The following is a 13,313-nucleotide window of genomic DNA, read 5'->3' as shown; positions in this document are numbered from 1 at the left end:
TCGGGAGAGATGACCCGCCCGGTTCCAGGAACCAGACAGGCTTAAAAGTGAAAAAGGGGCCAGATAGAGGCCCCTATTTATACACGGTACTAAATAAGGGTTAGAACCTTATTATTCAGCTTCTACGAAGCTTTCTTCCGCCTGGGAAGCCAGATCCTGGGAACGGCCTTCACGAACGGTAGCAGCTACAGCGCTCAGGTACAGGCTAACAGCACGGATTGCATCGTCGTTACCCGGGATAACGAAGTCAACACCGTCCGGATCGGAGTTGGTATCAACGATAGAGAATACAGGGATACCCAGGTTGTTAGCTTCTTTGATTGCGATGTGCTCGTGGTCTGCATCGATAACGAACAGAGCGTCTGGCAGACCACCCATGTCTTTGATACCGCCCAGGCTGTTTTCCAGCTTGTCCAGCTCACGAGTGCGCATCAGCGCTTCTTTTTTGGTCAGCTTATCGAAAGTACCGTCCTGAGACTGGATTTCCAGATCTTTCAGGCGCTTGATGGACTGACGAACAGTTTTCCAGTTGGTCAGCATGCCGCCCAACCAGCGATGGTTCACGAAGAACTGATCGCAGCTGTTAGCAGCTTCTTTCACAGCTTCGCTTGCAGCGCGTTTAGTACCAACAAACAGAATCTTACCTTTACGGGAAGAGATCTTGTTCAGCTCAGCCAGGGCTTCGTTGAACATTGGTACAGTCTTCTCAAGGTTGATGATGTGAACTTTGTTACGCGCGCCGAAGATGAAAGGCTTCATTTTCGGGTTCCAGTAACGGGTCTGGTGACCAAAGTGAACACCAGCCTTGAGCATGTCGCGCATGGAAACAGTTGCCATGTTTAAAACCTCTATTTAAAAGTTGGGGTTATGCCTCCACGTATCCCATATTACCGACCCCAAAGGGCACCCCGGAATATGTGCCGATACGTGTGTGTTATTACACAAAGTGAGATTTGTCGCTTCTGGTCCATCTTGTGTATACGAAATGGATCGGAAGTCCGGCGCGCTTTATACCACAAAACGCCGACAGACACCAACAGTTGTTGGCCTGATGTGCTGTTAATGATTCTCAATTTGGCAGCAAGTGCGAGGGACTGATACCATTGACATCACTTAGACTAATATTGTCGAAATAATCGACACTGATGGACAGATTACATGGCTATCTCTATTAAAACACCTGAAGAAATTGAAAAGATGCGCGTCGCTGGCCGTTTGGCCGCTGAAGTGCTGGAAATGATCGAGCCGTTCATCAAACCGGGCGTCAGCACCGGCGAACTGGATCGTATCTGCAACGACTATATCGTCAACGAACAGCACGCGGTCTCCGCCTGCCTCGGCTATCACGGTTTCCCGAAATCCGTCTGCATCTCTATTAATGAAGTGGTGTGCCACGGCATTCCTGACGACGAGAAACTGCTGAAAGATGGCGATATCGTCAACATCGACGTCACCGTCATCAAAGACGAGTATCACGGCGATACGTCAAAAATGTTTATCGTGGGCAAGCCAACCATCCTTGGCGAGCGCCTGTGTCGCGTCACCCAGGAAAGCCTCTACCTGGCGTTGAAAATGGTTAAACCAGGTATTCGCCTGCGTACCATCGGTGCGGCCATTCAGAAATTCGTCGAAGCTGAAGGCTTCTCTGTGGTGCGTGAATATTGCGGTCACGGTATTGGCCGCGTCTTCCACGAAGAGCCACAGGTCCTGCATTACGATGCTGACGACGGCGGAGTGGTGCTGCAAAAAGGCATGACCTTCACGATCGAACCGATGGTCAACTCCGGTGACTACCGTATCCGCACCATGAAGGATGGCTGGACGGTAAAAACCAAAGACAGAAGCTTGTCTGCGCAGTACGAGCATACTATTGTGGTGACAGACAACGGCTGCGAAATTATGACGTTGCGAAAGGATGACACCATCCCGGCGATACTCTCGCACAACGAATGATAAGAAGCCGGCAAATGCCGGCTTTTTTAATGGCTATAGCTTTTACTTATGGGTGGCGAACGATGAGTAACCTTTTACCCGAACAGTATGCCAACACGGCACTTCCCACCCTGCCCGATCAGCCGGACAACCCAGGCGTGTGGCCTCAGCGCGAACTGACGGTGGCGGATATCAAAGCGCATATCGACGTTTTTCAGCGCTGGCTGGGTAAAGCTTTTGACGAAGGTATCTCTGCGGAAGAGCTCATCGAAGCGCGCACCGAGTTTATTGATCAACTTCTGCAACGTCTGTGGATTGATTACGGATTTGGCCAAATCAGCGATATCGCGCTGGTCGCTGTCGGAGGCTACGGCCGCGGCGAACTGCATCCGCTTTCCGATATCGATCTCCTCGTGTTAAGCCGTAAAAAACTGCCCGACGAACAGGCACAGAAAGTGGGCGAACTTCTAACCCTTCTCTGGGATGTGAAGCTCGAAGTCGGCCACAGCGTTCGCACGCTCGAAGAGTGTCTGCTGGAAGGCTTATCCGATCTCACTGTCGCCACTAACCTGATTGAAACACGGCTGTTGATTGGCGACGTGGCGCTGTTTCTTGAATTACAGAAGCACATTTTCAGCGACGGTTTCTGGCCTTCGGAACGCTTCTTTGCCGCGAAAGTCGAAGAGCAAAACGTCCGCCACCAGCGCTACCACGGCACCAGCTATAATCTCGAGCCGGATATCAAAAGCAGCCCCGGTGGCCTGCGGGACATTCACACCCTGCAATGGGTCGCCCGTCGCCATTTTGGCGCGACGTCACTGGATGAAATGGTCGGCTTTGGTTTTTTAACCGAAGCCGAACGCAACGAGCTCAATGAGTGCCTGCATCTGCTGTGGCGCATCCGCTTTGCGCTGCACCTTGAAGTGAGTCGCTATGACAACCGTCTGCTGTTCGATCGTCAGCTGAGTGTCGCCCAGCGCCTGAACTACAGCGGCGAAGGCAACGAGCCGGTTGAACAGATGATGAAGGATTTCTTCCGCGTCACCCGCCGCGTCGGCGAGCTCAACCAGATGCTATTGCAGCTGTTCGACGAAGCCATTCTGGCGCTCACCACCGATGAGAAGCCACGCCCGATCGATGACGAGTTCCAGCTGCGCGGGACGTTGATCGATCTGCGGGACGAAACGCTGTTTATCCGCGAGCCGGAAGCGATCCTGCGCATGTTCTACACCATGGTTCGCAACAGCACGATTACCGGAATTTACTCCACCACATTGCGCCATCTGCGCCATGCGCGTCGGCATCTGACGCAGCCGCTTTGCTACATTCCGGAGGCGCGATCTCTGTTCCTCAGCATGTTACGCCATCCCGGAGCCGTCAGCCGCGGTTTGCTGCCGATGCATCGTCACAGCGTGCTGTGGGCGTATATGCCGCAGTGGTCGCATATTGTCGGCCAAATGCAGTTTGACCTGTTTCATGCTTACACGGTGGATGAACACACGATCCGCGTGATGCTAAAACTGGAAAGTTTCGCCAAAGAAGAGACGCGCGCAAAACATCCGCTCTGCGTTGAACTCTGGCCGCGCCTCAGCCACCCGGAACTGATTCTGATTGCCGCCCTGTTCCACGATATCGCCAAAGGGCGCGGCGGAGACCACTCCGTGCTCGGAGCCCAGGATGTGCTGAAGTTTGCCGAGCTTCACGGCCTGAATTCGCGCGAAACGCAGCTGGTCGCGTGGCTGGTCCGTCATCACCTGCTGATGTCCGTTACCGCACAGCGGCGCGATATTCAGGATCCGGAAGTCATTAAGCAGTTTGCAGAGATCGTACAGACCGAAAACCGTCTGCGTTTTCTGGTCTGTCTGACGGTGGCAGATATTTGCGCCACTAACGAAACCCTGTGGAACAGCTGGAAACAAAGTCTGTTGCGCGAGCTGTACTTCGCGACCGAAAAGCAGCTGCGCCGCGGGATGCAAAATACGCCGGATATGCGCGAACGCGTGCGCCACCACCAGCTTCAGGCACTGGCCCTGCTGCGAATGGACAATATTGATGAGGAAGCGTTGCATCAGATCTGGGCACGCTGTCGCGCTAACTATTTTGTCCGCCATAGCCCAAATCAACTGGCCTGGCATGCACGACACCTGCTGCAGCATGATCTATCAAAACCGATGATCCTGCTCAGCCCACAGGCCACGCGCGGTGGAACCGAGATTTTTATCTGGAGCCCGGACAGAGCCTATCTGTTTGCCGCGGTCTGCGCCGAGCTGGACAGACGCAATCTGAGCGTTCACGACGCGCAGATTTTCACGACCCGCGACGGTATGGCAATGGATACCTTTATCGTACTCGAGCCGGACGGCAGCCCTCTTTCATCGGATCGCCATGAAGGAATTCGCTTTGGCCTGGAGCAGGCGATTACCCAGCACAGCTGGCAGCCGCCGCAGCCGCGTCGTCAGCCTGCAAAATTGCGTCACTTTACGGTCGATACTGAGGTGAATTTCCTGCCGACTCATACGGACCGTAAATCGTTCCTCGAACTGATCGCTCTCGACCAGCCAGGACTGCTGGCTCGCGTGGGGCAGGTTTTTGCGGATCTGGGAATTTCGCTTCACGGAGCCAGAATTACAACCATTGGTGAGCGAGTAGAAGATTTATTCATAATCGCCACTGCAGACAGGCGTGCGCTTAATAATGAGCTGCAACTTGAGGTGCAACAACGGTTGACAGCAGCCCTCAATCCAAACGATAAAGGGTGACGTGTTTTTTAGTAAAATGGAAAGAGTAAAACAATGCAGCAGTTACAGAACGTTATTGAGTCCGCCTTTGAGCGTCGCGCCGAGATCACTCCGGCAAATGTGGATACCGTAACCCGCGAAGCGGTTAATCAGGTGATTTCTCTTCTTGATTCCGGCGCGCTGCGTGTGGCGGAAAAAATTGACGGCCAGTGGGTAACTCATCAGTGGCTGAAGAAAGCCGTGCTGCTCTCTTTCCGTATTAACGATAACAAGGTTATCGATGGTGCGGAAAGCCGCTACTTCGATAAAGTGCCGATGAAATTCGCTGATTACGACGAAGCGCGTTTTCAGAAAGAAGGTTTCCGTGTGGTTCCACCCGCGGCCGTTCGTCAGGGCGCATTTATTGCACGCAACACCGTACTGATGCCGTCTTACGTGAACATCGGGGCCTACGTTGACGAAGGCACCATGGTCGATACCTGGGCAACCGTCGGTTCTTGCGCGCAGATTGGTAAAAACGTTCACCTTTCCGGTGGCGTCGGCATCGGTGGCGTACTCGAGCCACTGCAGGCCAACCCAACCATCATCGAAGACAACTGCTTCATCGGTGCGCGCTCCGAAGTCGTTGAAGGCGTGATCGTCGAAGAAGGCTCTGTGATTTCCATGGGCGTTTACATCGGCCAGAGCACCCGCATTTACGATCGCGAAACCGGTGAAGTGCATTACGGTCGCGTTCCAGCGGGCTCCGTTGTCGTTTCCGGCAACCTGCCTTCAAAAGATGGCAAATACAGCCTCTACTGTGCGGTGATCGTGAAGAAAGTCGATGCGAAAACCCGCGGTAAAGTCGGCATCAACGAACTGCTGCGCACCATCGATTAATCCGTACGCTGCAGAATTGAAAGCACCGAACGATCATATCGTCGGTGCTTTTTTTTACCTTTGCGAAAGCCCGGGCATATATTGGCCTTAACGGGCCGCGATAAGCCGGTTCAGCGCCCCTCAACCATCTGATACACAGGGATCCGCCTTTGCATGCCGGTATAACCCTCCAGGTCGTGCGTCTACGCTTTGGCGATGACGACTGGCACGCTTTTATAGGCTGGGGTCAGACTTTCACCGTCGACCGCATCCAGCGACAGCAGAACATTCGCCTCCGGCAAATACGCACCAATCGACCCGGCAGCCATGCTGTAAATCACCACCGTCAGCCCCAACATCGTCCGCCCTTCCGCTGGCTGACCGTCATCATCCAACGCCTGCACGTTGACCAGATCACCCTGAACCAGTCCACGCTGCGTGGCCTCTTTTTCGCTCAGGAAAACAACGTCCCGACGGCCGGTGATCCCGCGATAGCGATCGTTCATGCCGTAAATGGTGGTGTTGTACTGGTCGTGACTGCGCAGCGTCGCCAGAACCAGCGCATCGTCCGGCTGCTGCTGACGATCCACGGCACGTCGCTGCCCCACCACGAAATTCGCTTTGCCATTCGACGTATGCCATTCGCGGCGCGAGGCCGGGGTATCCATCCGAAAACCGCCGGGTTGCGCAATGCGGGCGTTATAATCGGCAAATGCCGGGATCACGGCTTCAATAGCCTCGCGGATCAACGCATAGTTACCGCTCATTTCCTCCCAGCTTACCGGGGAGTGAGGCAGTGTGGCTCGCGCCATTTCAGCCACAATGGCCGGTTCTGATTTCAGCCAACGTGATGCGGGTTTCAGTGCGCCGCAGGAAGCATGCACCATCGACATCGAATCCTCGACGGTGACGGACTGGATGCCCGTGGCCTGAAGGTCACGCTCGGTTCTGCCCAGCGCAGGCAGCAAATAGTTATGCTTCGCCAGCAGCAGATGTGAACGATTCAGTTTGGTCGCCACGTGCACCTGCAGATCCAGTTTTTTCATCGCCGCAAACGTACGCTGCGGCTCCGGCATCGCCACCGCCAGGTTACCGCCCATACAGATAAGCGCTCTGGCCTCGCCGCGCTCTATGGCACGAATACTCTCCACACTGGAGCGCCCGTGCTTGCGCGAAACCTTGATGGAGAAATGTTCCTCAAGACGCTTTAGAAAGGCTTCCGGCGCCGCTTCGTTGATCCCAACGGAGCGATCGCCCTGCACGTTGGAGTGACCGCGCAGCGGACAGATCCCGGCCCCGGGTTTACCCATGTTGCCTTTCAGCAACAGGAGATTAACCAGATGCTGGACGTTTTCCGTGCCATTTTTATGCTGGGTGATCCCAAGGCCATAGCAGATAATGGTGGCGCGGGATTTATTGTAGCTGTCGGCCAGATCTTCCATCTGGCTGTGCGTCAGCCCGCTTTCCTGCTCCAGCTCAGCCCATTTGCACTGTCGCAAATCCTCATACAGCGCCTGATAACCGTCGGTATGTTCAGCAATAAACGTATGATCAAGACAAGGCGGCTGATTTAGCAAAGCCCGGGCCTCATCCATCTCGATCAGGGCTTTCATCATCCCTTTGAGCAGCGCCGAATCCCCGCCCATTTTCACCTGGTAGTAGCGGCTGCTAAGTTTGGTTGACTGTCCGGTCAGCATCTCTCCCGGGCTTTGTGGAAAGCTAAAACGCTCAAGACCCCGCTCCGCCAGCGGATTAACAGAGATAATTTTCGCGCCACGCTTTGCCACTTCACGCAGGGTAGTCAGCATACGCGGATGGTTGGTGCCGGGGTTATGGCCGATACAAATCACCAGATCGCAATGATCAAAGTCCTCCAGCTCCACTGTCCCTTTGCCGAGACCAATCGAACGCGTCAGGCCAGCACTGGTCGGGCCGTGGCACATGTTGGAACAATCAGGAAAGTTGCTGCTGCCATATTCGCGCGCGAAAAGCTGGTACAGGAAGGCCGCCTCATTAGAGGTACGCCCGGATGTATAAAACTCTACCTGTTCGGGGGAATCATAGCTGCGCAGGCGTTCGCCAATTTCCTGAAACGCGACATCCCACTCTACCGCCTGCCAGCGGTCCGTCGTGGCGTCATATTTCATGGGGTGGGTCAGACGGCCAACATTTTCCAGCTCATAGTCGCTGTAATGCCACAGAGCCGAAACGGGATGGCGGCTAAAAAACTCAGGAGAGGCTTTCTTACGGGTGGTTTCCCAGGAAACCGCCTTCACGCCGTTTTCACACAGCTCCATCGGCGCACGATGACCGGGATCGGGCCAGGCACAGCCCGGACAGTCAAAGCCGGAGACCTGGTTCATTTTAAACATGGCGATAATATCGCGGGCAACAGCCCTTTGCGAAAATACCGATGCCGAGACGGCTTTTACTGCGCCCCAGCCTCCTGCCGGGCCCTGATAGCCACTTACACCTGGAACACCCTTTTTCATTGCGACGGCTTATTCACTGACAATTATTGATGGCGGCTACGGTAGCAATTTCATCCTTATATTGATTTCCCCTTGACGGGGTAGCCAAAAACTACAATAAACGAGTTAGATTAATGTTCCCTGCCAGCGCGCAGGCAGGCGAAAATGGAGTACAGGTTTCCAGGGAGGTTTCCGTTTTTTGTCTGTTCGTTAATGGCAGTCGAAGAGCAATCAGGATCAACCCCGCTTTTTTTGTATCTTAGGGTGGCAAAAAGAGATTTTTTCGTTAATTATTCAAAGGTTATGTTGAGATAAGGGTACCGCTATGTACGATAATCTGAAAAGTCTGGGCATTACCAATCCTGATGAAATCGATCGCTACAGCCTTCGCCAGGAAGCTAACAACGATATTCTGAAAATCTATTTTCATAAGGACAAAGGAGAGTTTTTCGCGAAGAGCGTGAAGTTCAAATACCCGCGTCAACGTAAAACCGTCGTCGCTGATGGCGTCGGCCAGGGGTATAAAGAGGTTCAGGAAATCAGCCCTAACCTGCGCTATGTGATCGACGAACTCGATCAGATCTGCCAGCGCGATCGCACCGAAGTCGATCTCAAACGTAAGATCCTCGATGACCTGCGTCATCTGGAAAGCGTCGTGACTAATAAGATCAGCGAAATTGAAGCCGATCTTGAGAAACTGACCCGCAATAAATAAGCGCTCTGAAACTCCCCCAATCCTCTCCCACGGAGACACTAAAAACGGCAACCTGGTTGCCGTTTTGCTTTTACTCTGTGCGGTATGATGCCCTCACCCCGGCCCTCTCCCGCAGGGAGAGGGAGAAAACACTAAAAACGGCAACGAGGTTGCCGTTTTGCTTTTATTACCGCTGCTCGTCAAGCTGAAGCGCTACATACAACAGCAATCTGTCGTCAAAGTTTCCCAAATCCAGCCCCGTCAGTTCTGATATCCGGTTCAGACGGTATTCCAGCGTATTGCGGTGAATAAACAGCGCTTTCGATGTCGCCAGCGGCTGCACGTTATGGCGGAACCAGGCCTGCAGTGTGCGGCGCAGCAAGCCGTTGTTATCCATCGCCTTAAGCCGAACCAGTGGCCGTGCCAGCTCATTGGCTTGCCAGCCGCCTCGCAGGCTGTCGAGCAACACGGGCAGCATAAGATCCTGGTAAAAATATCCCCGACTTTCCGGCATCCGCTGCTTGCCCACCATCATCGTGGTACGAGCCGTACGCCATGAGCGGGCAATGCTGCCCGGTCCGGTGAAATAGTTTCCCAGCGCAACGCGAAACCGCAGCTGACCATTCTCTTTCATTCGCGAGATTAACTGCTCAACCCGACGACGATGATCTTCAGCATCCCAGCGACCAAACGGGTTCAGCGCGGGTTTCAGCACCACCATTTCGGTCAGCGAGACAATCGCCACCAGGTTGTTCCGCTCAGGCGTCGCCAGCGCATTTTGCAGTTGCTGTAACTCCGCCATCGCGCTATCCACACCCAGTTGACCGCTGTCCACTTCAATAACCGCAACCACACGCGGCTGATTGAGATCGATCCCCAGACGCTGCGCCCATTCAGTTAATGCTGGCGTATGCTCCTCGGCCTGGATCAGGTTCATCACCAGCTCTTCGCGCAGACGACTGTCCTGGGCTAAAAGATGCATCAAACGCGACTGTTCCAGCATCATCTCAGCGGTCATACAGACCAGCTCGCCGTATTTGCGCAAAGACTCCGGTTCGCCGGTCAGGCCGATCACCCCGACGATTTCGCCCTCCAGACGCAGCGGCAGGTTAATTCCCTGGCGCACACCATGCAGATGTCGAGCAACGGCGTCGTCGATGTCTACCACGCGGCCCTGAGAGAGCACCAGAAGTGCGCCTTCGTGCAATTCCCCAATGCGCTCACGATCGCCACTGCCAATGATTCGCCCACGGGCATCCATTACGTTGATATTGGTATCAATGATGCGCATGGTTCGCGCCACGATTTCCTGCGCCATTTTGGTATCAAGATGCCAGCCAGCCATGTAACCCTCCTCTGAGCAGAGCTCAAGCATAGGGGAGTTCAACAGGCGTCGCATTGTGCGAATGCACAAAGTCAGGGGAAGAAGTATGGACTTGTGGAAAAGCTCACAGAAAAGGGAGTGACCCCTGCCTCAGGTGAGACAGGGGCTGGAGAGATTACTGCATCAACAGATAAAGCGTTGTGTCGCCACGCTGGATATTCAACGCCAGCACACTCGGTTTGCTGTCGAGAATTTTGCGCAACTCAGCAATGTTTTTCACCGGCTGTTGGTTTGCACCGATGATGACATCGCCTTTTTTCAGGCCAATGCGAGCAGCCGGGGTATTGGCTTTCACATTGCTGACGACCACGCCTTTGTCAGCACCCTTGTTGCTCATCTCCGCACCTTCGATACCGCTGAAGATGGAGCTGGAATCAACCTGATTCTGGCTGCTCTGCTGCAGTTCAAGGTTAACGCTCACCGGTTTACCATCGCGCAGCAGACCAAGCGCCACTTTGCTTCCCACCGGCATAGAGCCTACTTCGGCACGCAACGCTGCGAAACTGCTGATTGGCTTACCGTTCAGGGTCGTGATCACGTCACCCGCTTTGATGCCTGCTTTCTCTGCGGATGAATTTGGCATCACCTGGCTGACAAAGGCACCGCGCTGCGCGTCGACTTTCATCGCTTTTGCCAGCTCAGAGTTCAGCTCAGTTCCCAGAATGCCCAGCTCACCGCGTTTCACCTGGCCAAATTCAACCATTTGACCCGTCAGGTTTTTAACCATGTTGCTTGGGATAGCAAAACCGATACCGATGTTGCCACCGTCAGGCGCCAGGATCGCGGTGTTGATACCGATCAGCTCGCCATTCAGGTTCACCAGCGCACCGCCGGAGTTACCGCGGTTAATTGCCGCATCGGTCTGGATAAAGTTTTCATAATTTTCAGCGTTCAGGCCGCTACGACCCAGTGCCGAAACAATACCCGAGGTAACGGTTTCACCCAGACCAAACGGGTTACCGATGGCCACAGTGTAATCACCTACGCGCAGGGCATCTGAATCAGCAAGCTTAATTGCCGTCAGGTTTTTCGGATCCTGAATCTGAATCAGGGCGATATCAGAGCGCGGATCTTTACCCACCACTTTGGCATCGAACTTACGACCATCGCTCAGCTGTACTTTAATGGTGCTGGCATTGTCGACAACGTGGTTGTTGGTCACGACATAGCCTTTCGCTGCGTCAATAATCACGCCCGAACCCAGTGCCATGAACTTTTGCTGTTGACCACCGTCATTGCCGGGACCGCTGTCATCACCTGCCCCACCACCCTGACAGAATGGTGAGTTCTGGAATGGAGAACCTTCCTGACAGAACGGGGAGTTATCGCCAAAGAACTGCTGGAAGTTGCGCGGCATGCGCGGTGTATTAACCGTTGTACTTCCTTCAACGTTAATACTCACCACCGATGGCATCACTTTTTCGAGCATCGGTGCCAGGCTTGGCATTTGCTGCGCGGTCGTGGCCGAAGAGGCGGTCTCTGCTGCGCTGGCAGACAAAGGGGACAACGCTAAACCTAAACTCAGAGCCAGTGCACTCATTGCTAATGTGGTTTTTTTCATGTTCTCAATCTCGATTTACAGATAACGCAAAATTGCTGTGTACATCAGATTCATTTTATAGCGCGAAGTTCCGGAATTAAGGTTCTGCAAAAAGTAAAAATTTATTGGCGGTCTTTACAAAACTTATCCGTTATTCCACAGCCATCAGCCGACGGTATTCATCCCATGCATACAAATCGGTCATTCCACTGATATAGTCCTGAATCAATCGACAACGATAATAATATTCCAGAATCGGCCATTGTGCTGAATGGCGATCCATTTTACTGACTGCCTCGACATAGGCAAGACGATGACGCGTCGAGAGTTTATGCAACAACCGCGACTCAATGGGTAAACGTTTCACGCGATCTTTTTCCACCAGCTCGGTGAAATCCTCTACCGATAATTGCAGTAATGGTCGATAGATTTCCAGCAAGCCGCTGATCACCCGATACCCCTGTAATTCCAGCTGTTCAACGTCCGGATGGCTGAAGACATGGCGCATGGCAACATGCTTATACAACTCAAGAAGTTGGCTAAAATCACTGTCATCTTCCAGTAGTGCGTGATTAAACTCACCGTTAAAAATGGCGGGTAGATTGTCTATAAAACGAGCAGCCGCGTAGGGCACCAGTTTATTCAGCGTGTTGACCCGCAAATACATAAAGAACTGATCTTCAGTGCTACGACTGAGCGAATTTGAGCGCGACTTTTCCCAGGCATTTTCGACAACTTGTGAGAACAATGAACCTTTTTCATGTTCTCCCCAGGCGTCATAAAGATGCTGATAAAGTTCCTCGACGCTAAATATTCTTTTTTCAACGGCGTCTTCCAGATCCGCCACGCAATAAGAAATATCATCAGCGGCTTCCATAATCCACGTCAATGGAAAGCGGCCATGGGGCGTGAGAGAAAGTTCTTTACGCAGGCGCTCAATATAGACTTCTTCAGACAAATAATAGCCGGGCTTTTTCATTAAATAGCTGTGCGAGGCGGGCGGATCGCCGATCCACCAGGCCGGACGAGTATATTTAAGAATGCAGCCCACCTGTGCCCATGTCAGATTCATTCGCATCAGGGAGTGCACCAGCCTGATTCCCTGTGCATTGCCTTCGAACTGGCAAAGATCCTGGCGCACTTTACGCCGCAAATCGTTTAGGGGCTCCTCGCCTTCTCGCAGACATAACGATCTGACGATACAGCGGTCATCACTGTGCGGTTGGCTTACCGCATCGCCAGGGAAAAGGCGCTGTTTAAACCAGTCGTTAATCGCGGCTTCCCCAAAATGGCCAAACGGCGGATTGCCGATGTCATGCATCAGACAGGCCATCTCAACGATGCTTTCAAACGGGCCGGTCAGCTCATCCAGGCCATACGTCTCCAGCAAGCGCTGCTCTTTGAGACGGCTCAGAATTTCTTTGGCAATGTAGCGCCCTACCTGCTGCACTTCCATTGAGTGGGTCAGGCGCGTGCGGACGGCGGCATTACGTTCGAGCGGGAACACCTGGGTTTTTTGCTGCAAACGACGGATCGCAGGAGAGTTAATGATACGCCCGCGATCGCTTTCAAAGATGCGCAGGATCTCGTGTTCACTCTTCTCCCCTTGAGGAGAACGGAAACGACGATGCCAGTTTATTTTATGCCGAAAATCAATTGGTGCCATGTGCTCCCCCGCGTGAGAATGCGTTTCCCC

9 protein-coding genes are annotated in these 13,313 nt (G+C 53.4%); 4 read left to right on the top strand and 5 right to left on the bottom strand.

The window, feature by feature from the left end; genetic code table 11:
- Window positions 1-111: 111 nt before the first annotated feature.
- Window positions 112-837: a 30S ribosomal protein S2 gene (rpsB, locus tag SOM82_RS04010; protein WP_154127251.1), complete on the bottom strand. Its 726-nt coding sequence runs from the start codon at window positions 835-837 to the stop codon at window positions 112-114.
- Between the two features lie 321 nt (window positions 838-1,158).
- Between rpsB and map the strand changes: the two genes are divergently transcribed.
- From map to dapD, 3 genes are all read left to right on the top strand, one after another.
- Window positions 1,159-1,953 (top strand): type I methionyl aminopeptidase, encoded by a 795-nt coding sequence (map, locus tag SOM82_RS04005; RefSeq protein ID WP_154127250.1) that lies wholly within the window; start codon window positions 1,159-1,161, stop codon window positions 1,951-1,953.
- Between the two features lie 62 nt (window positions 1,954-2,015).
- The gene (glnD, locus tag SOM82_RS04000) at window positions 2,016-4,691 is read left to right on the top strand and encodes a bifunctional uridylyltransferase/uridylyl-removing protein GlnD (RefSeq protein ID WP_320460292.1); all 2,676 of its coding nucleotides are present in this window, start codon (window positions 2,016-2,018) and stop codon (window positions 4,689-4,691) included.
- 33 nt (window positions 4,692-4,724) lie between these two features.
- Window positions 4,725-5,549: a 2,3,4,5-tetrahydropyridine-2,6-dicarboxylate N-succinyltransferase gene (gene dapD / locus SOM82_RS03995; protein WP_115876406.1), complete on the top strand. Its 825-nt coding sequence runs from the start codon at window positions 4,725-4,727 to the stop codon at window positions 5,547-5,549.
- 182 nt (window positions 5,550-5,731) lie between these two features.
- On the opposite strand, the gene SOM82_RS03990 is transcribed toward dapD, so the two are convergent.
- On the bottom strand, window positions 5,732-8,020 hold the full coding sequence (locus tag SOM82_RS03990) for an FdhF/YdeP family oxidoreductase (protein ID WP_320460293.1): 2,289 nt from the start codon (window positions 8,018-8,020) through the stop codon (window positions 5,732-5,734).
- A 304-nt stretch (window positions 8,021-8,324) separates the two neighbouring features.
- On the opposite strand from SOM82_RS03990, the gene SOM82_RS03985 reads away from it, so the two are divergent.
- Window positions 8,325-8,714 (top strand): DUF3461 family protein, encoded by a 390-nt coding sequence (locus SOM82_RS03985; protein WP_008501916.1) that lies wholly within the window; start codon window positions 8,325-8,327, stop codon window positions 8,712-8,714.
- A 166-nt stretch (window positions 8,715-8,880) separates the two neighbouring features.
- On the opposite strand, the gene cdaR is transcribed toward SOM82_RS03985, so the two are convergent.
- From cdaR to dgt, 3 genes are all read right to left on the bottom strand, one after another.
- Complete coding sequence (gene cdaR, locus SOM82_RS03980; RefSeq protein ID WP_100777564.1) at window positions 8,881-10,038, bottom strand: DNA-binding transcriptional regulator CdaR; 1,158 nt, start codon at window positions 10,036-10,038, stop codon at window positions 8,881-8,883.
- 154 nt (window positions 10,039-10,192) lie between these two features.
- The gene (gene degP / locus SOM82_RS03975) at window positions 10,193-11,638 is read right to left on the bottom strand and encodes a serine endoprotease DegP (protein ID WP_320460294.1); all 1,446 of its coding nucleotides are present in this window, start codon (window positions 11,636-11,638) and stop codon (window positions 10,193-10,195) included.
- A 130-nt stretch (window positions 11,639-11,768) separates the two neighbouring features.
- Window positions 11,769-13,283 (bottom strand): dGTPase, encoded by a 1,515-nt coding sequence (gene dgt, locus SOM82_RS03970; RefSeq protein WP_320460295.1) that lies wholly within the window; start codon window positions 13,281-13,283, stop codon window positions 11,769-11,771.
- Between the last annotated feature and the right edge of the window lie 30 nt (window positions 13,284-13,313).

The organism is Lelliottia sp. CFBP8978, assembly GCF_034046055.2.
Taxonomy (GTDB): Bacteria; Pseudomonadota; Gammaproteobacteria; order Enterobacterales; family Enterobacteriaceae; genus Enterobacter.
This window is presented reverse-complemented; position numbering and strand designations above follow the sequence as displayed.